We start from the raw sequence: 19817 nt of genomic DNA, 5'->3' as shown, positions 1-19817 counted from the left end.
ATTTAAAAGTAGTAATTAATTTGCTAAAACCGTTACTGATAATGTTGAAGTATTTGCATAGTTTCCTATAGCTTTACCAAGTAACTCATCTTTTTGTACTGTTGATTTAAAATTAACCTTTACAGAATTTCCATTCGTTGTTACTGTACCTGTATCATTAGTATTACCTCCTGCTATTGTTAGAGAATTCTTACCATTTTCTATCGTTGCATCTTCTATTAATCCTGTTAATGTATGAGCTATTCTTTCTATAGAAGTTTTACCCCCATCTACTACTAGATCATTAGCACTAGCTTTTGATGCATCTAAGTCCAACTTTAATTTTCTTCCAGCAGGTAATGGTCCACTAGCAGTTTTTATAACCACTGGTTTCGGCCCTATAGCTGTTGAATCTCCTGTTTTATCTGGAGTTCCGTGATCTAACACTAGAGCATCCCCTTCTGTTCCGTCGTCACCTGGCGTAACTATAATTCCAGTATCTTCTATCTTTAGTTGTGTCTGTATGTCTATTGTCGTTGTTGATGATTCTGCTGCCATTGCCATTGATGATAACACTAATAATCCTAATAATAATCCCTTTTTCATAATAATTCCTCCAACATTAATTTTTTGTTTTTCTTTTAATTCCAATAAAAAAGCTGCACTAATAGTATTAGTGCAGCTGGCTGTCATGTTAAAGACCCTTTAGCTTTGCGTCATACAGTTTCCTGTATTTTGCCGTTATTTATTTCCAGTTTATATATGAGGTAATTATAAACCATTTTTTTATTTTTGTCAACTTTTTTATTTCGCTAAAACCACTACTGACAGATGTGATACATTCTTATATATTCCTGCAGTTTTACCAGTCATTTCTTCCTCTGATATAGCTGATATTAAGTTGACTTTTAAAATATCTTTTGTTGTCGTTACCTCAATATTATCATTTAATGTATTCCCTGAAATGCTCAAAATATTTTTTTTAACTAATCCATTTTCTATGGTTCCTGTTAAAGTATGAGCCATTTTTACAGCTTGTGATGTTCCTATCCCATTTACACTCAAATCATTCTTATTTATTTTATCTGCATCTAATCCCACTCTTACTAGTATCCCTTCAGGTAACGCTCCAACTGTTGACTTTATATACGCTATTTGAGAAGCCTCAGAATTTGATACCACTTTTTTCGTTCCGTGCTCTAAATATATTTTACCTGATGTCGTTCCAGATTCATCTGGAGTTATCACAACTCCATTTCCAATTAGAGTTAAATTTGTTTCCAAGTATATACTCTTTATTTCGCCTTTAAGTGTCAACCCTATAAAAAATAAACCAATCATAATTTGTATTTTCATAGTATTTCCCTTTTATATTTTTGCTTTTAAAATACTTATATTAGTAGAAGCTTCAATCAACTCTATCTCATACGGATCTTTTTCACTCATCCCTTTCAAGTCAATAGTTGTTTTTACCTCTCCATTTTTTCCAATTCTTCCCAAATCTCTTCTCAACACTTTATCATTTTTACCTTTTATAACAGCTGTTAATTCCACGCCTCTTTTATCACTTAGATTTTTAAAAGAAAGGTCTAAATTAACATTTTTATCTTTTAAATACACTTTACTTTGTTCAAGTTTTAGTTGTGGCTTAATATCCCCAACATATCCAACTAACTCTATCGCAGCTCTTATCTTAACTGCTGATGCTGCTTTTATATCTGAACTTTCTTCACTTTTATCTAGCACTTCTATTGGTAGCGAATCTAATAAAAATCCATACTCTCCTTCAGGAGTTCCTTTTGGTGCTTGAACAAAAACTTTTAAAACTCCTACTTGCTCTGGTTTTATAGTCAAAACTTTTGGATACAACTCCACCCACTTACTCATATCCCCTCTATGTGAACTTCCAGGTAATGGCGTAAACTTATACCTTATTGTTTTATTCCCTGTATTTGGAAAATAGAACTCTCTAAATCCTTTCCCATCATCTATTCTTTTCTCAAAAAATATGGGGCTCATTTGAAAACTAAACGCTACTAAACTTAGAATAAAAAAATATATAAAACAAATTCTTTTTCTCATCTTTTCCCTCCTTTTATTTTATTGCTGAGTAATTGTAATAGTAAGTGTGCTACTATTAAAATACCTACCTGGATACCTCTCTATTACCGTATCATGACCGCTTAAAGCGGATGTCATCTTCAGTTCTACTTCACTATTAGTTATCTCAAATTCTGCTGAACTAACACTTATTCCACCCGAATTACTATAATTTGCCTCATATGATAACTCAGAAGATCCTGTATTAACTTTTGCTCCACTTTCTATATTCAGATGATATTGATGTGGGAGTATAACTCCATTATATTTCTCATTAGGCGGTCGATTCCACGAACCCTCATTGCCATTCAAGTCTATATTATTAAATTTTTCATGGACTAAGTAGGCTTTACTTCTTTTTTCTCCATCTATTTGAAATTTTATTTTCCCCCTTTCTGGAGCTCCCTTTACAAAAAACTCTTGGTGTTTTTCACTTACCCTTCCTAGATTTACCGCATCCCAACTTCCATGATAAAATTCTAGTTTTCTTAGGTCACTTCCATTTTCACCTACTATAGTTATAAATTTATTAACTTCCGCTATTATATCTACACTTATTTCTTTAGGAATACTTTTAATATTTGAATCCATCTTTGGATATGATACTTTAGTCAACAAAATCATCAATAGAATTATTCTCTTTCTCACTCTCCACCTCCTTAATTTTGATTAATTAGCTAAGATTTTTATTGAAATCGTAGAAGTATTAGTATACTCTCCTTTAGGTTTATTTGCCATAGCAGCTTTGCTCACTTCTGAAACAGCTTTTAACTTTACCACTTGATCACATCCCTCAACTATAGCTGAAGCTGTCTTTTTATCGCCCTCTACCATAATAGTTTTACTTTCTTTTACTCCACCTAATACTGCTGATAATCTATGTGGAATAACTTTAGAGGTATCTCCACCTAAAACTAAATTATTTCCACTAGTTGATGAGGATTTTAAAGTGACCTCCATTCTCAATCCATCTAGAACAACTCCGTCTGGAGCAAATGTCTTTATATCTATTGTTGATTCTACTTTTGAATCTGAGTTTGGAGTTTCATGATTTAAATTTATACCACCAGATGTTATTATAATTCCACTAGATACTACATCTACATATGAATAAAGCTCTATCTTAGAGAAACTTGGTCCTGCAAGAATATCTATTGTCAATAATAACATCATTATAATTTTAAACATTATAGCTCCTCCTTTTTTCAAAAAAAAAGCTGCACTAATTTATTAGTGCAGCTGGCTGTCATTTTAAAGACCCTTTAGCTTTGCGTCATATAGTTTCCCATATTTTGCATATTAATTATACATTACTCTTATTGTCATTTTTCCTTTTAAATCCTTCTCAGTATTACCTAAAGCTATATCCCCTACAACTTTTTCGTTGTTGTATGTTATTTTAGAGTTTAAATCAACTAATATTTTCTCTCCTGATAAATCACTCAATTGAATTTTTCCATCTTCAGATTCTTTAATTGAAACTACAACTTTATCTGATTCTAATCCTGAAACTTTGAATTTAACATTTTTATCTGAATCTATTATCTTTGAACACTCCATGTTTGTTGTGTTCACTAGTCTTAATGTTGTTGAAACATCAACTGATGTTCCTGTTGAAGCTAATGCTCCTAAAAAATTTAATACAAAAAATATAGCGAAGTAAACTTTCTTCATTTTAATCCTCCTAAAATTCAATAATAAAATTCAATTTTAAATTAAAATAAAGTAGTATTAACTTCTTTATATACTGCAACTGGCTGCCATTTTAAAGGCCCTATAGCTTTGTGTCACTGAGTTTCCTCAGTTTTACCTTTATTTTAATTCTTACAATTTAAATACACCACAATTATACTTTATTACTTTTCTTTTGTCAATACTTTTTCCCTGTTATACCTATTCCTATTTCGTTATATATTGTAATTTTATTTTTATCTTCATCACTTAAATTATAAGGTAATTCTTTAAATATAATATAAGTTTTATGTTCCTTATTCAGATCTATCTCCTTATTTATCTTATATAAAACTTTGACAACTTTTTCACCTTTAGGTGGAATTGTTACTATTTTCGGAAACACCTCTATAATTTTTTCAAATTTACTATTTTTAAACTCTGTTGGCGTTTCAAAGTATGATAACAACTTCATCGTTTTCTCCGTATTATTGATTAAATAAATTTCTTCTACACTATTTTTTAATAAATTGATTTCAACTTTTGTAGGTGCTACTGAAATGTTAAACCCCGCTGAAAAATTTATTTGAACCATTAAAAAGAATACATATATTTTTAGCACGTACTTTTTAAACAATTTTATCATCCCCAGTTGTCTACTATTTTAAATATTTACCGATGGCTATTTAGAATAGTTTGGTGCTTCTTTAGTTATAATAATATCATGTGGATGACTCTCTTTTAATCCTGCCCCTGTAATTTTCACAAATTTTCCATGAATTTTTAAATCTTCAATTGTTGGTGTTCCACAATATCCCATCCCAGCTCTTACTCCTCCACACAATTGAAAAACAACATCTTTCAAACTTCCCTTATACGAAACTCTTCCCTCTATTCCCTCAGGAACTAATTTTTTAGCATCATTTTGGAAATATCTATCTTTTGATCCTCTTTTCATTGCTGCCATTGAACCCATTCCTACATATACCTTATATTTTCTTCCTTCATATATCATCTCTTCTCCAGGTGCTTCAGTTGTTCCTGCTAATAATCCTCCTAACATTACACAATCTGCCCCTGCAGCTAAAGCTTTTACCATATCTCCAGATAATTTTATTCCTCCGTCTGCTATAACACCAATACCTCTTGTTTTACAAACTTCATATACATCATTTACTGCTGATAATTGAGGAACACCTACACCAGCTACAACTCTTGTTGTACAAATCGATCCTGGTCCTACTCCTACTTTTACAGCATTTACTCCAGCTTCTATTAAATCTAAAGCCGCTTCAGCAGTTACTATATTTCCACCAATTATATTTAATTTAGGGAAGTTTTCTCTGATCTCTTTTATCTTTTCCATAACACCTTTTGAATGTCCATGTGCTGAATCTACAGTTATTATATCTACACCAGCTTCTACTAAAGCTTTTACTCTTTCTAAAGTATCTGCTCCAACACCAACTGCTCCACCAACTCTTAATCTCCCTTGAGAATCTTTACAAGCAAATGGGTACTCTACTAAATTATCGATATCCTTTATTGTTATCAATCCTTTTAATTTTCCATTTTCATTAACTATTGGTAATTTTTCTATTCTATTTTCTAGTAAAATATCTTTTGCTTCTTCCAGTGTTGTTCCAACAGGTGCTGTTACTAAATTCTCTTTAGTCATGATATCACTTACTAATTGATCCATGTCTTTTCTATATTTCAAATCTCTATTTGTTATGATACCAATCAATGACCCGTCCTCTTCAATTACTGGCAATCCTGATATTTTATATCTTCTCATTATCTCTTCAGCATGCCATACTGTAGAATCTTTAGTTAAAGTTACTGGATTTTTTATCATTCCACTTTCATTTCTTTTTACTCTATCTACTTCAGCAGCTTGATCCTCTATACTCATATTTTTATGGATAAATCCAATTCCACCCTGTCTTGCTAAGGCTATAGCTAAATCTCCTTCTGTCACTGTATCCATCGCTGCACTTAAAACTGGAACATTTAATTCGATATCCTTTGTAAGTCTTGTTTTTAAACTCACTTCATGCGGTAATACCTCTGATCTCGCTGGAACTAATAGCACGTCATCAAAAGTTATTGCTTCTTTTATTATTTTTCCATTCATCATTTTCCTACTGCCTCCAATTACAATTTTCCAATTTTTAAATAAAGACCTGCACTTTTTTTTAGTACTGTGCAGGTCTTTTTTTATTTATTTTCGTTATTATAGCACATTTTTGAACCTATGTCATTTCTAAAAAATAATTTTTCACAATTTATTTTTTTTACATCTAAATAAGCTTTCTTTTTTGCTTCTTCCAAAGTATTTCCGTAAGCTACTACAGATAATACTCTTCCACCATTTGTTTCAATTTTATCATGAACTTTTCTAGTTCCCATGTGAAATACCACAGATTCCAAATCCTTTGGTATCTCTATTTCACTTCCTATTGTCGATGATTTCGGATAATTTTCTGAAGCCATTACCACCGCTACCGTATATCTATTATCCCACTCTAAGTTTACATCTTTATTTTCCATTAAATCCAATATTGCTTTAACAAAATCTGATTTTAATCTTGGAAGAATCCCCTCAGCTTCAGGATCTCCAAATCTAGCATTAAACTCTATTGTCTTTACACCATCTTTTGTTAACATTATTCCACCAAAAAGAAATCCTCTAAATGAAATTCCATCTTTTGCCATTCCTTTAGCCATTGGTTTTAGTATTTTTTCTAAAGTTTCATCTATTATATTTGAATCAATCTTATCTACTGGTGAGTAAACTCCCATTCCACCAGTATTTGGCCCTTCATCATTATCATAAACCCTTTTATGATCTTGAGCTATTTCCAATGGAATTACTGTTTCGCCATTTGTTAGAGCGATTATAGAAAATTCAAACCCATCTAAGTACTCTTCTATTACAACCTTATTGTTAGGGATACTAAAAGCTATTTCTAAAGCTTCAATTGCCTCTGGTATTGAAAATGCAACAGTTACACCTTTTCCAGCTTTTAATCCATCCTCCTTTATAACTATTGGAGCACCTTTTTCTTCTACATACTTTACTGCTAACTCCAAATTAGTAAATGTTTCATAATCTCCAGTAGGCACACCATATTTTTTCATAAGTTTTTTAGCAAACTCTTTGCTTGATTCAATTTTTGCAGCTTCTTTTGTAGGACCAAATATTTTTAATCCTCTTCTTTCAAATTCATTTACAATTCCTAAAGCAAGAACACTTTCTGGTCCCACAATTGTCAAATCGATTCTATTTTTTTGAGCAAAATCTGCTAACTCTTCTATTTTTTCTTCTGGAATATTAACCAATGTACCTAGGCTTTCCATACCAACATTCCCAGGAGCTATAAATATCTCTTCAACTAAATCACTCTCTTTTACTTTCCATGCAATTGCATGTTCTCTTCCACCTTTTCCAACTATAAGAACTTTCATAAACTCCTCCAAAATTAATGTTTAAAGTGCCTAACTCCTGTAAATACCATAGCTATTCCATATTTATTACATGCTTCTATTGAAAGGTTATCTTTTATTGATCCTCCTGGTTGAATTATAGCTGTAATTCCAAATTTAGCAGCTAACTCTACCGTATCATCCATTGGAAAAAACGCATCAGAAGCTAAAACCGCTCCTTCACACTTTTTTTGTCCCTGCTCTAAAGCTATTTTAGCAGCACCCACTCTATTCATCTGTCCTGCTCCTATTCCTATAGTTTGGTTATCTTTTCCCACAACAATTGCATTAGACTTCACATGTTTTACAACATTCCAAGCAAATATCAATGCTTCTATCTCTTCATCTGTTGGTTTTCTTTCAGTTACACATATAAGTTCATCTTTAGATACTTTCATCTCATCAAACTCTTGAATTAGTGCTCCATCCATAACAGATGTTACTTTCATTTTATTTAAAATCTCACTTTCCATATCAATTTGTAGTACTCTTATATTTTTCTTTTGAGTAATAAGATCTAAAGCTTCTTTTTCAAAATTTGGAGCTATTATAATTTCTAAAAATAGTTTCGATAGATCCTCTGCAACCATTTTTGTTATACATGAATTACTTACAACAACTCCTCCGAAAATCGATATTTTATCAGCTTCATAAGCTTTTTTCCAAGCTTCATCTATATTTTTTCCACTTCCTACACCACATGGATTCATGTGCTTAACTGCAACTACAGTTGCTTCTTTAAACTCTTTCAATATTTCTAATGCTGCGTTAGCATCTTGGATATTATTATATGATAACTCTTTCCCGTGTAATTGTTTGGCGTTTCCCATAGAGTATCCTGCAAAGCTTTTTTTGTAAAACCCAGCTTTTTGATGTGGATTCTCTCCATATCTTAAATCTTGTACTTTTTCGTAAGTTACAGTTATTGTTTCTGGGAATTTCTCTTCCACTTTATTTGTTAAATACTCTGCAATTAAAGTATCATATGATGACGTATGTCTAAATACTTTTGCTGCTAATCTCTCTCTTGTTTCTAATAGTGTATCTCCACCCTCTTTCAATTCACAAACCACTGCTCCATAATCCTTTGGATCAACTATTACTGTTACTGATTTGTAATTTTTAGCCGCTGATCTTAGCATACTTGGCCCACCTATATCTATATTTTCAATTAACTCTTCGTGAGTTACATTTTTTTTAGCTAACGTTTCTTTAAATGGATATAGATTTACAACTACCATATCTATCAAATCTATTTTATTATCTTCTAAAGCTTTTAAATGATTTTTATTATCTCTAACACACAATAATGCTCCATGAACATTTGGATGTAATGTTTTTACTCTTCCATCCATAATTTCTGGAAAACTTGTAATATCGGATATACTTAATGTCTTTATCCCCGCTTCATCTAATGTTTTCTTTGTCCCACCTGTAGAGATTATTTCATACCCTAACTCCACTAACTCTTTAGTTAATTCTACTATTCCTGTTTTATCAGATACACTTATTAACACACGTTTCATCTATATTATTCTCCCTTTTTAAATAACTTTGTTAAAATCATAGGATAAATTCTATGTTCTATTTCATGTATTTTATTTTTAAGATCCTCTAATCCCCATTGAGAATCTATTTTTAATCTTTCTTGATATATTATCTCCCCTGTATCAACTCCACTATCCACATAATGAATAGTCACTCCTGTTTTACTTACTCTAGCTTTATATGCGTCCCCAACACCATCTTTTCCTGGAAATTCAGGTAAATAAGCTGGATGGATATTTATTATTTTATTAAAATACTCCTCCAATAATATTGGTGATATTATCCTCATATATCCTGCTAAAACTATGTATTCTATCTCAGATTCTTTTAATATATCTATAATCTTCTCTTCAAATTCCATTTTTGTGCTGTACTCTTTTGGATCAATAAAATAATATGGTATCCCCAACACCTTTGCTCTTTCTATAGCGTATGCACTCTCTTTATCAACAATTAGAAGTTTAACTTCGTACCCTTTTCCCTCTCCTGACTTTTGAGCTTCAACTATCCTCTGAAAATTCCCACCATTTCCAGAAGCAAAAACAGCAATTTTTACCATTTTATTTCTACTCCTACTTTTCTATTAACTTCCCCTAATATCATTGGCTTTTCTTGTAACTCTTCTAATTTTTCAACTAATTTATCTAAATTTTCTTTAGATACAACAAATATAAATCCAACTCCCATGTTGAATACATTGAACATCTCTTCTTTAGGAATATTTCCTTTTTCTTCTAAAAATTTAAATACTTGAAGCTCATTTATATTTTTAGAATCGATTTCTACTCCCATCCCCTCAGGTATAATTCTAGGTATATTTTCATAGAATCCGCCACCTGTAACATGGCACATTCCTTTTATATCTATAGTTTTTAAAACCTCTTTTACTGTTTTTACATATATCTTTGTTGGTATTAGTAACTCTTCCCCCAAAGAGTTTTCAAATCCCTCATACATCTTTTTCAAATCTAAATTTGCATCTTTTATTATTTTTCTAACTAAAGAAAAGCCGTTTGAATGAACTCCACTAGATGATATTCCTACAAGAACATCCCCCTCTTTTATATCCTTTCCAGTTATTAAATCTTTTTTCTCTACAGCTCCAACTGTAAATCCAGCTATATCATAATGCCCTTCACTGTACATTCCAGGCATCTCTGCTGTTTCTCCCCCTATTAATGCACATTCTGCTTTAACACATCCATCAGCTACACCTTTTACTATAGCTTCAATCTGTTCTGGATAGTTTTTCCCAACAGCTATATAATCTAAAAAATATAATGGCATTGCTCCTTGAACTAAAACGTCATTTACACACATAGCCACAACATCTTGACCTATTGTATCGTGTTTATCCATTTCAAATGCTAACATTAATTTTGTCCCAACACCATCTGTTCCACTAACTAAAACTGGTTCTTTCATTCCAAGTTCTGATAGATCAAACATTCCACCGAACGCTCCTAAACTATTCATTGCCCCTTTTACTTTAGTTCTTTCAACATGACTTTTAATTCTTCTAACTGATTCATATCCAGCTTCTAAGCTAACTCCAGCTTCCATATATTTATTACTCACTTTTATCGACCCCTATTTCTTTAAATTTTCTAATAAACTAAACATACTAGTTGGATATTTTCCAGTAAAACATGCTAAACATATATTTTTTCCTAATCCTTCTACCATTCCATCATTTGATAAAAATGCTAAAGAATCTGCTCCAATATATTCTCCTAATTCTTTTGGCAACAATCTTGTACTTATCAATTCACTATATGTAGAGGTATCCACTCCATAAAAACATGGACTTATTATTGGAGATGAGGCTATTCTCATATGAACCTCTTTTGCTCCTGCATCCTTTAATAATTTTATTATATGTTTAGATGTTGTTCCCCTCACTATCGAATCGTCTACAAGTACAACTCTCTTATCTTTAACAACAGCTTCCATAGCTGAAAGTTTCATCTTTACTCCACGTTCTCTTTGGTGCTGATTTGGCTTTATAAATGTTCTACCCACATATCTATTCTTTACAAGTCCCATTTCATAAGGAATTCCCGAGAAATCTGAGTATCCCATTGCTGAAGATAGAGATGAATCTGGTACTCCTATAACTATATCTGCTTCAACTGGACTTTCTTTCGCAAGTATAGCTCCACATTTTCTTCTGCTTGTATGAACATTTAAACCATTTATACTACTATCTGGTCTTGAAAAATATATGTATTCCATAGAGCACATTTTATCTTGAGTACAATCTATATATTGAAACGATTCTATCTCATCTTTAGAAACTTTTAAAACTTCTCCAGGTTTTAACCCCCTTATATAATCAGCTCCTACTATTTCAAAAGCCGAGCTTTCAGAACTAAACACATATCCATCCTCTAATTTCCCCATCGATAAAGGTCTAAATCCATTTTTATCTCTAATCACAAAAAGATTTTCGTTATTCATTATTAGAAATGAAAAAGCCCCTTCTAATTTAGGTAATGCTTTAAGTATTTTTTCATGAAAATCCCCAACTTCTCTCTGAATTAAGTGTCCTATTATTTCACTATCTGATGTTGTGTGAAAAATACTTCCCATTGCTTCTAATTGCATTTTTAATTCTTTTGCATTTACTATATTTCCATTGTGAGCAATTACAAAATCTCCAGTGTGAGAACGAACTAATATAGGTTGAACATTTTCAATTCCTCCTCCACCTGTTGTTGAGTATCTAACATGACCAATAGACATATTTCCAGGAAGTTTAGCTATTCTTTCTGTATTAAAAACTTCAGTTACTAACCCCTCTCCTTTTTCTCTAATGATACTTTCTCCATCAGAGGAAGCTATTCCAGCTCCCTCTTGACCCCTATGTTGTAATGAATGTAGTCCATAGTATGTTAGTTGTGCTGCATCCTCTACATTAAATACTCCAAATACTCCACACTCTTCATTTATTTTCCCACTTAAAAAATACTCTATCTCTTTTATCATTTTTACCCCACTATTTTATTTAGTCTTGCTAAAACTTCTTGATAAGCTTCTTCAATATCCCCTAAATCTCTTCTAAATCTATCTTTATCCAATTTTTTTCTAGTTTCCTTATCCCATAATCTACAACAATCTGGGGATATCTCATCTGCTAGGATAATATTCCCTTCGTTATCTTTTCCAAACTCTATTTTAAAATCCACTAACTCAATCCCTACTTTATCAAATAAATCTTTCAATAGTTCATTTATCTTTTTAGTTTGAGAATAAATATTTTCTAACTCATCTTTTGTAGCAAGTCCCAAAGCAACTGCATGATAATCATTTATCATTGGATCACCTAGCTCATCTTTTTTATAACATATTTCAAATATTGGGTTTTCTAAAATTTGTCCCTCTTCCATCTTAAAAAGTTTTGCAGTAGATCCTGCTAGAGTATTTCTAACAATTACTTCTAGTGGAATAATCTCTACTTTTTTACAAAGTTGAGCTCGTTCTGATAAATTTTCTACCAAATGAGTTTCTACACCATTTTTCTTTAAATAATCATATATTAATGTTGTAATTTGACTATTTAATATTCCTTTATTGTGTATTTGACCTTTTTTTAAATTATTAAAAGCTGTTGCATCATCTTTATAATAAATAATAACTTCATTAGGATTCTCTGTTTTGTAAACTTTTTTTGCTTTTCCCTCATATAATTTATTTGCTTCTACTAATAACATTTGGTCACTCTCCCATTTAAATATTTATTTTTTAAAATAATTAACTCCATTAGTAAAAATATCTTGCATCTTATTTCCAGCTATATTTTTTAATAGTCCATCCTCATATCTTTCTGAATGTCCCATCTTTCCTAGTATTTTTCCACATTTAGAAACAATCCCTTCTATTGCGTATGTTGACCCATTTAAATTATGATTTTTATCCATTGTCACTTGATTATTTTCATCACAATATTGTGTTATTACCTGTCCATTTTCAAATAATTCTTTTGCAAAATCTTCACTTACTACAAATTTTCCCTCTCCATGAGACATTGGTATGTTATGAGTTTCTCCTACAGTAAATGAGCTCATCCATGGAGAATTATTTGAAACAATCTTTGTGCTAACTACTCTTGATACATGTCTGTTTATATCATTTCTAAACAGTGTTGGTGAGTCTTTAGTTACACTATCTACATTTCCATAAGGTAATAACCCTGATTTTATAAGAGCTTGGAATCCATTACATATTCCTAGTACCAACCCATCATTTTCTAAGAATTTTTCCATACTCTCTTTTATCTTTTTATTTTGTAAAATATTTGCTATAAACTTTCCTGAACCATCTGGCTCATCCCCTGCACTAAAACCTCCAGGAATCATAAATATTTGAGCTGATTTTATTTTTTCAGATAAGGTATCTATACTTTCTTTTATCTCTTCAACACCTAAGTTATTGAATACATATATTTCAACCTCTGCTCCAGCTCTTTCAAAAGCCTTTTTAGTATCATATTCACAATTGGTACCTGGAAATACTGTTACTAAAACTTTCGGTTTATCATAAAGTTTTTTAGCTTTAAACTCTCTTTTAGTAATATATTCTTTTTCAATTACTTCTCCAGTTGTTTCTGCTGTATATGGATATATTTTACTGTATCTTTTTTCCCATATATTTATTAAAGACTCGATTTCAAACTTTTCCTTATTTAATTCAATAATTTTCTCATCAATTGTTGTTCCTAAAAGAATTCCATAGTCTAATTCTTTTGCCGATTCTACTATTATATCCCCTGGCATTAAATTAAATAGATTTTCTTTTGTTTCAATTTTAGCTCCAATTTTATTTCCAAAAGACATCTTTATAACAGCTTCTGCTATTCCACCAAATTTTATTGTTGATGCTGATATTACTTCTTTTGATTTTATTGAATTTTCTAATAGCTCAAAATTTTCTTTTAATCTCTTATAATTTGGTAAATCTCCAGAAAGTCTTTCACTTTTTACTAGATATATTTTATTTCCTGCTTCTTTAAATTCAGACGATATTATATTTTTTACACTCTCTGTTGTTACTGCAAAAGATATCAAAGTTGGAGGTACATCTAAATCTTTAAAAGTTCCACTCATACTATCTTTTCCACCTATAGCTGGAGTTTCAAACTCAAGTTGTGCTTCAATTCCTCCTAATAATGCAGCAAAAGGTTTCCCCCATCTTGTTGAATCTTTTCCCAATTTTTCAAAATATTCTTGGAAAGATAATCTTGCTTTTTTATAACTTCCACCTAATGCAACAATTTTTGCTAAAGATTCTATTACTGCATATTGAGCTCCCAAATATGGAGAATATTCCGATATTATTGGATTATAACCATAAGTCATTATTGAACAAGTATTTGTAAATTTATCTGTTGGAAGCTTTTGAACACTTCCCTCTGATTCAGTTAATTGATACTTCCCTCCATATGGCATAAGCACAGTGCTTCTTCCTATTGAAGCATCAAACATCTCTACCATCCCTCTTTGAGAAGCTACGTTCATATCCTGTAAAATTTTTTCTACTTTTTCTTTTATATCCATTACTTGATTTTCTAAAAATGGATTTTCTTTTTCTGAAGATACAACTTTTACATCTTGAATTTGCCTAACACCATTTGTATCTAAAAAATCTCTTGAAATATCTACAAGTGTTTCATTTTTATATTTTATTACTAATCTTTCTTCCTCTGTTACTACAGCAACCAATGCCGATTCTAAGTTTTCTTCTTTAACTAATCTTTGAAACTTTTCCACATCTTTTGCCTCTATTACTACAGCCATTCTTTCTTGAGATTCTGATATAGCTAATTCAGTTCCATTAAGTCCTAAATATTTCACTGGTACTGTATCTAAATTTATCTCTACTCCCCTTGCAATCTCTCCAATAGCAACACTAACTCCACCTGCTCCGAAATCATTTGATTTTTTTATAAGTTTTGTTACTTCTGGATTTCTAAATAGCCTTTGGATTCTTCTCTCTACAGGTGCATTACCCTTTTGAACCTCTGACGAACATTTAGTTAATGACGTTTCATTATGCTCCTTAGATGATCCAGTGGCTCCTCCTACACCATCTCTACCAGTTTTTCCTCCAAGTAAAATTACCACATCACCTGGAACAGGGCTTTCTCTTCTTACATACTCTTTTTTTACAGCTCCAACAACGGCTCCAACTTCCATTCTTTTAGCTTTATATCCATTGTGATAAATCTCTTTTACAAAAGTAGTTGTTAGCCCTATCTGATTTCCATATGAAGAATATCCATGAGCTGCTCCTTTAGATATTTTCTCTTGCGGTAATTTATTTGCTAACGTTTCCTCTATACTTTCAGTTATATCCCCTGCTCCTGTAACTCTCATAGCTTGATAAACATATGCCCTTCCTGATAATGGATCTCTTATAGCTCCACCTACACAAGTACTTGCTCCTCCAAATGGCTCAATCTCTGTTGGATGATTGTGAGTTTCATTTTTAAACATCAGTAACCATTTCTCTAATTTACCATCAACATCTACCTCTATCTCGATGCTACACGCATTTATCTCTTCTGATTCCTCTAAATCATCTAATTTACCTATCGATTTTATATATCTTCCACCAATTGTTGCCATATCCATTAAAGTTAAAGGTTTTTCTTCTCTACCTAATTTCGCTCTTATATCTATATATTTTTCAAAAGCATCCTGAATATTTTTTGTTAAATCTCCACATTCAATTTTTATATTTTTTAAATATGTTTCAAAAGTTGTATGTCTACAATGATCAGACCAATAAGTATCTAAAACTTTTATCTCTGTCTCTTTTGGATCTCTTTTCTCTTCATCTCTAAAATAATTTTGAATATGTTTTAGGTCTTCAAGAGTCATAGCTAGTCCATGCTCTAATAAAAAACTTTCTAATTCTTCTGAATTTTTATTTATAAATCCTACATAAGTTGGTACTGGTTCTATATCAACATTTTCCTCTAGTGTCAAAACATTTAATTTTTTTTCTCTAGTTTCAATAGGATTTATTAAGTAATCTTTTATTTTATCAAAACTTTTTATCTCTCCATGAAAAATTAAAAGTTTACCACTTTTTATTTGAACACCAGCTCTATTATTTAATAACATTAAGCACTGCTCTGCAGAATCAGCTCTTTGATCATATTGTCCTGGTAAAAATTCCATTGCTAAATATTTTTTTCCAACCAATTCAACTTCTTCATAAACGTCATCTGTTACTGGTTCAGATAAAACTCTGTTTTTTAAAAGATTTAAATCCTCTTCCGTACAATTAAAAATATCATACACATTATATAAATCTATTTTATTTATCTTATCCTCTTTCAAATTTTCTAAAAGCTCACTCTTTAGTCCTAAACTCTCTACCTGAAATCCATCCTTTTTCTTAACAAATACTCTTTTATTCATTATTCCTCCCTAAAATGAATCAGCTTTTAAAATTAGCTCTTCTAGATTTTCACCACAATAGTTTATATGGCCCATTTTTCTATCTTTTTTCCACTCTGATTTTCCATATATGTGAACATTTGTATTGTATTCTTTTTTAATTTTTTTTACTTTCTCCTGATCTTCACCCATTATATTTAACATCACTACTTGTGTTAAAAGTTTTATTTCAGGTAGTTTCTCTCCTAAAATCCCCATTAAATGAATATCAAATTGAGAGTAATTACACGCATCCATTGTATAATGTGCACTATTATGTGGTCTTGGTGCCATTTCATTAAAATAGATTTCATTCTCTTTAATAAAAAATTCTATTCCTAATGGTCCATATATATTTAATTTTTTTATAATCTCCTGAGATGTTTTCTCCACTTCTTCTAAAATATCTTTCGATACTCTTGCAGGAACTATAGTTTTATTTAAAATTCCATTTTTATGGATATTTTCTCCAATTGGAAAACTTACTATATCTCCATTTATTCCTCTAACAACTAAACATGAAACCTCTTTTTCAAATCTAATCATCTCTTCTAAAATATATTCTACATTTTCATTCCAATTAATACTTTTCAAATCTTTCTCTTCTAATAACTTCCATTGTCCCTTTCCATCGTATCCTCCTGAACAAGTTTTTAAAATACATGGATATCCAATTTCATCAATAGCTTTCTTTAATTCTTCTAAATTTTTAACGCCTTTAAATTTTGCAGTTTTAACTCCAATCTGTTTTACTGCCTCTTTTTCTCTAACTCTATGTTGACTTAAATATAGCGGTCTTTTTCCTTGAGGAACATTTCCACCCTCTTCTTTTAAATAATCTATTATTTCACTTGGTACATTTTCAAACTCATATGTTATCACATCAGTAATTTTACATAACTTCTTTAAACTCTCTTTATTGTTGTATTCAGCTTCAATATGCTCATCAGCACTAAATCTTCCACACGAATCTGGATTGGGATCTAAAATTATTGTTTCACAGTTCAATTTCTTTCCTGAATCACACAGCATTTTAGCTAGTTGTCCTCCACCTAAAATTCCGATTATTCTAGATTTTTTCATCTAAAATCATCCTTTCCATATTTTCTCTATATTTCACAATTTTCTCTGCTAACTTTTCATCCTTTAAAGCTAATATTTTTATAGCCAACAATGCTGCATTTTTAGCTCCACCTATTGCTACAGTTGCTACAGGAACACCTCCTGGCATCTGAACAATTGATAAAAGTGAATCTATTCCTTTTAAAATTTTACTTTCAATAGGTACTCCAATAACTGGTAAGTCAGTTAAACTAGCAACCATACCAGGTAAATGTGCCGCTCCTCCCGCTCCTGCTACTATAACTTCTAGTCCTCTTTTTTTAGCTTCTTTCGCATAGTCAAACATTAAATTAGGAGTTCTGTGTGCTGAAACTATTTTTATCTCATGCTCAACTCCAAAATCTTTTAAAACATTTACACATTCATTCATAGTTGGTAAATCAGATTTACTTCCCATTATTACACCTATTTTCACTCTTTATCCTCCCTAAAGTTAAAAATAAAAAACGCACATTACTAAAAAGGTACAACTATCCCTTTTTAATAATCTGCGTTTTTACACACTTGTTCCATTTATCAGTATTTTTATTTTTTATCTTTTCTTTTCTCTGCTTTCTCATTATTATTAGCATTTGATTGGCTCCTCCTTTATTTTAGAGGTCAACAAAAAAAGTCTATAAAAAAAGGAAATTACAATAGTAATTTCCTACAAGATCAAATTTAAAATATATCAAAAAAACATATATTTAAAATCTATCCTTGTAGTCTGCCAATTTACGGTGGCAGGTAGAGACTCGTTGACCTTATTTCAACTATTATACAAGTTTTATTTATTTTGTTTTTTAATACTTTTTCTAACTCAATACTAACACACCGCTCATTTTTTTTCAACTATTATTTTTTATAAAAAAAATTCTCTGAGTTTTAAATCAGAGAATTTTTATTTCTATTATACTTTTTGTTTATTTAATTTTTTTCTCATTCTATCAATAAAGTCTTCAACTGTTATATATAGAACTGGAATTACTACTAGTGTTAATATTGTCGAGAATGACAGACCGAATATAACTGCTATAGACATTCCTGAGTATAGCTCCGCTCCCTCTCCAAATCCTAAAGCAAGTGGAATCATACCACATACCGTAGTCATTGTCGTCATTAAAATTGGTCTAAGTCTTGTTTTACACGACTCTCTTACTGCGTCATTAAGTTCATATCCTCTCTCTCTTAAAATCTTAATAAAGTCAATAAGAACTATGGCGTTATTAACAACGGTTCCTGCTAGCATTATTATTCCAATCATTACCATCATATCAAATGGAGAGTTTGTAATCAATAATCCACCATAAACTCCAATCATCGCTAACGGTACTGATGCTAAGATAATTCCTGGAAGTAAGAAATTCTCAAACTGTGATGCTAAAATAGCATATATTAAGAATATTGAAATTCCAAGAGCCATTCCCATCTGGACAATTGCTTCGTTAAATAACTGTGACATTCCTCCCCACGAATAAGAAACACCTTTTGGTGGGTTTGTTTCTTCAAATGCAGCTACAATTTCACTTTGAACTTTACTTAATCCTATTCCTCCATCATTTGCTGAAACTGATGCATAGAATATCTTATCTGTCTTAGTTACTTCTGATGCTCCCTCTGCCATAACAATATCTGCTACGTCTGAAACTTTTACAAATTTACCATCCGCTCCTCTAACATTTAACTCCTCTAAAGTTGAAACCTTAGTTCTTGAATCTTTTGGTAATCTTATTAAAACATCAATCTCTTCTGTTCCAGTTTTTACAGATAATGTTTGTCCAGTAGCTCTATTTCCTCCAAGGAAAGAGTAACTTATTGTTCTACCTATATCAAATGGACTGATCCCATGTGCTCTTAATTTATCTCTATTTAAGATAACTCTAGCTTCAACATTTCCTGGCTCTATACTTGATGTAATATCTATAATTCCAGGATTTTGACTGATTTTTTCTTGCACTTGCTTTGCTATGTTTTCAGCAACATCTAATGAATCAGAAGATATTCTAAATTCAACATCTCTATTTCCACCAGCAGACTGATAATCATCTTTTAAGTTAAACTTAATTCCAGGTATTTTTTCTAATTCAGGTCTTAGATTATCCATCACTTGGAATATAGATATATCTCTATCAGTTTTTGGTCCTATATCCACATTTACGATACCTACACTTGTTTTTACAAGAGAAAGATATGTTTTTGTTAAAGGATTATTTTTTACAACTTCAACAGCTTGCTCTGTAATCTCTTCTGCTCTTTCAACAGAAAGTCCTTTTTCTAGTTCTAAAACAACAGAATATCTACCATAATCTTGTTTTGGTATGAACTCTGTTCTTGTCAACATTGGCCCTATTATCATCATAACCATAAATGTTAAAAATGCTAATGCTACTGTTTTCTTTCTATTTGAAATCGCCCATTCAATTATTTTTTCATAGATTGATTTTACTTTTCCAAATACTTTTCCCTCTTTTGTAATATCTACAT

The 19817-nt window shown here is 31.1% G+C and carries 18 protein-coding genes and 4 riboswitches; all 18 genes read right to left on the bottom strand.

Translation table 11 applies throughout. From position 1 onward, the window contains the following. Positions 1-15: 15 nt before the first annotated feature. A complete protein-coding gene (locus tag ACRC8M_RS08605; protein ID WP_438528765.1) occupies positions 16-585 on the bottom strand; it encodes a hypothetical protein in 570 nt (189 codons plus the stop codon). A gap of 68 nt (positions 586-653) precedes the next feature. Then, positions 654-729, bottom strand: a riboswitch (cyclic di-GMP riboswitch). 54 nt (positions 730-783) lie between these two features. Beyond that, positions 784-1335, bottom strand: a complete 552-nt coding sequence (locus tag ACRC8M_RS08600) for a hypothetical protein (protein WP_438528764.1) — start codon at positions 1333-1335, stop codon at positions 784-786. A 12-nt stretch (positions 1336-1347) separates the two neighbouring features. After that, positions 1348-2061, bottom strand: a complete 714-nt coding sequence (locus tag ACRC8M_RS08595) for a hypothetical protein (RefSeq protein WP_438528763.1) — start codon at positions 2059-2061, stop codon at positions 1348-1350. Positions 2062-2079: 18 nt separating this feature from the next. Continuing rightward, a complete protein-coding gene (locus ACRC8M_RS08590) occupies positions 2080-2727 on the bottom strand; it encodes a hypothetical protein (protein ID WP_438528762.1) in 648 nt (215 codons plus the stop codon). 21 nt (positions 2728-2748) lie between these two features. Continuing rightward, the gene (locus ACRC8M_RS08585) at positions 2749-3267 is read right to left on the bottom strand and encodes a hypothetical protein (protein WP_438528761.1); all 519 of its coding nucleotides are present in this window, start codon (positions 3265-3267) and stop codon (positions 2749-2751) included. Between the two features lie 43 nt (positions 3268-3310). After that, a riboswitch (cyclic di-GMP riboswitch) is annotated at positions 3311-3386 on the bottom strand. Then, the gene (locus tag ACRC8M_RS08580) at positions 3379-3753 is read right to left on the bottom strand and encodes a hypothetical protein (RefSeq protein WP_438528760.1); all 375 of its coding nucleotides are present in this window, start codon (positions 3751-3753) and stop codon (positions 3379-3381) included. Its footprint overlaps the riboswitch before it by 8 nt. A gap of 71 nt (positions 3754-3824) precedes the next feature. Continuing rightward, a riboswitch (cyclic di-GMP riboswitch) is annotated at positions 3825-3900 on the bottom strand. A gap of 49 nt (positions 3901-3949) precedes the next feature. Next, positions 3950-4387: a fimbria/pilus periplasmic chaperone gene (locus tag ACRC8M_RS08575; RefSeq protein ID WP_438528759.1), complete on the bottom strand. Its 438-nt coding sequence runs from the start codon at positions 4385-4387 to the stop codon at positions 3950-3952. Between the two features lie 45 nt (positions 4388-4432). After that, the gene (gene guaB / locus ACRC8M_RS08570; protein WP_438528758.1) at positions 4433-5890 is read right to left on the bottom strand and encodes an IMP dehydrogenase; all 1458 of its coding nucleotides are present in this window, start codon (positions 5888-5890) and stop codon (positions 4433-4435) included. Between the two features lie 80 nt (positions 5891-5970). Then, positions 5971-7221: a phosphoribosylamine--glycine ligase gene (gene purD / locus ACRC8M_RS08565; protein ID WP_438528757.1), complete on the bottom strand. Its 1251-nt coding sequence runs from the start codon at positions 7219-7221 to the stop codon at positions 5971-5973. A 14-nt stretch (positions 7222-7235) separates the two neighbouring features. Then, entirely contained in the window at positions 7236-8765 is a 1530-nt protein-coding gene (purH, locus tag ACRC8M_RS08560; RefSeq protein ID WP_438528756.1) for a bifunctional phosphoribosylaminoimidazolecarboxamide formyltransferase/IMP cyclohydrolase, read from the bottom strand. A gap of 5 nt (positions 8766-8770) precedes the next feature. Next, positions 8771-9346: a phosphoribosylglycinamide formyltransferase gene (gene purN / locus ACRC8M_RS08555; RefSeq protein ID WP_438528755.1), complete on the bottom strand. Its 576-nt coding sequence runs from the start codon at positions 9344-9346 to the stop codon at positions 8771-8773. Then, entirely contained in the window at positions 9340-10365 is a 1026-nt protein-coding gene (gene purM / locus ACRC8M_RS08550; protein ID WP_438528754.1) for a phosphoribosylformylglycinamidine cyclo-ligase, read from the bottom strand. Before purM ends, purN begins: the two co-directional genes overlap by 7 nt. Before the next feature lie 12 nt (positions 10366-10377). Further along, a complete protein-coding gene (purF, locus tag ACRC8M_RS08545; protein WP_438528753.1) occupies positions 10378-11775 on the bottom strand; it encodes an amidophosphoribosyltransferase in 1398 nt (465 codons plus the stop codon). Positions 11776-11777: 2 nt separating this feature from the next. Continuing rightward, positions 11778-12500, bottom strand: coding sequence for a phosphoribosylaminoimidazolesuccinocarboxamide synthase (gene purC / locus ACRC8M_RS08540; RefSeq protein WP_023050937.1), 723 nt, complete (start codon positions 12498-12500; stop codon positions 11778-11780). 24 nt (positions 12501-12524) lie between these two features. Next, complete coding sequence (locus tag ACRC8M_RS08535; RefSeq protein WP_438528752.1) at positions 12525-16214, bottom strand: phosphoribosylformylglycinamidine synthase; 3690 nt, start codon at positions 16212-16214, stop codon at positions 12525-12527. Between the two features lie 9 nt (positions 16215-16223). Continuing rightward, complete coding sequence (purK, locus tag ACRC8M_RS08530) at positions 16224-17315, bottom strand: 5-(carboxyamino)imidazole ribonucleotide synthase (protein ID WP_438528751.1); 1092 nt, start codon at positions 17313-17315, stop codon at positions 16224-16226. After that, a complete protein-coding gene (purE, locus tag ACRC8M_RS08525) occupies positions 17302-17769 on the bottom strand; it encodes a 5-(carboxyamino)imidazole ribonucleotide mutase (RefSeq protein ID WP_438528750.1) in 468 nt (155 codons plus the stop codon). Before purE ends, purK begins: the two co-directional genes overlap by 14 nt. A gap of 267 nt (positions 17770-18036) precedes the next feature. Continuing rightward, a riboswitch (purine riboswitch) is annotated at positions 18037-18137 on the bottom strand. Positions 18138-18243: 106 nt separating this feature from the next. Next, positions 18244-19817 (bottom strand): efflux RND transporter permease subunit (locus tag ACRC8M_RS08520; RefSeq protein WP_438528749.1); only part of this gene is annotated, 1574 nt, incomplete at its 5' end.

Source organism: Cetobacterium sp. (assembly GCF_051653945.1).
GTDB lineage: Bacteria > Fusobacteriota > Fusobacteriia > Fusobacteriales > Fusobacteriaceae > Cetobacterium_A.
The sequence above is the reverse complement of the archived record's forward strand: the minus strand, read 5'-3'. Positions and strand labels throughout refer to the sequence as shown.

Bases quoted from the DNA above. Each gene is read 5' to 3' on its own strand.
- purK (WP_438528751.1), bottom strand. From the start codon at position 17,315: ATGAAAAAATCTAGAATAATCGGAATTTTAGGTGGAGGACAACTAGCT.
- ACRC8M_RS08595 (WP_438528763.1), bottom strand. From the start codon at position 2,061: ATGAGAAAAAGAATTTGTTTTATATATTTTTTTATTCTAAGTTTAGTA.
- ACRC8M_RS08535 (WP_438528752.1), bottom strand. From the start codon at position 16,214: ATGAATAAAAGAGTATTTGTTAAGAAAAAGGATGGATTTCAGGTAGAG.
- purN (WP_438528755.1), bottom strand. From the start codon at position 9,346: ATGGTAAAAATTGCTGTTTTTGCTTCTGGAAATGGTGGGAATTTTCAG.
- ACRC8M_RS08605 (WP_438528765.1), bottom strand. From the start codon at position 585: ATGAAAAAGGGATTATTATTAGGATTATTAGTGTTATCATCAATGGCA.
- ACRC8M_RS08580 (WP_438528760.1), bottom strand. From the start codon at position 3,753: ATGAAGAAAGTTTACTTCGCTATATTTTTTGTATTAAATTTTTTAGGA.
- purF (WP_438528753.1), bottom strand. From the start codon at position 11,775: ATGATAAAAGAGATAGAGTATTTTTTAAGTGGGAAAATAAATGAAGAG.
- ACRC8M_RS08600 (WP_438528764.1), bottom strand. From the start codon at position 1,335: ATGAAAATACAAATTATGATTGGTTTATTTTTTATAGGGTTGACACTT.
- purH (WP_438528756.1), bottom strand. From the start codon at position 8,765: ATGAAACGTGTGTTAATAAGTGTATCTGATAAAACAGGAATAGTAGAA.
- purC (WP_023050937.1), bottom strand. From the start codon at position 12,500: ATGTTATTAGTAGAAGCAAATAAATTATATGAGGGAAAAGCAAAAAAA.
- guaB (WP_438528758.1), bottom strand. From the start codon at position 5,890: ATGATGAATGGAAAAATAATAAAAGAAGCAATAACTTTTGATGACGTG.
- ACRC8M_RS08585 (WP_438528761.1), bottom strand. From the start codon at position 3,267: ATGTTTAAAATTATAATGATGTTATTATTGACAATAGATATTCTTGCA.
- purD (WP_438528757.1), bottom strand. From the start codon at position 7,221: ATGAAAGTTCTTATAGTTGGAAAAGGTGGAAGAGAACATGCAATTGCA.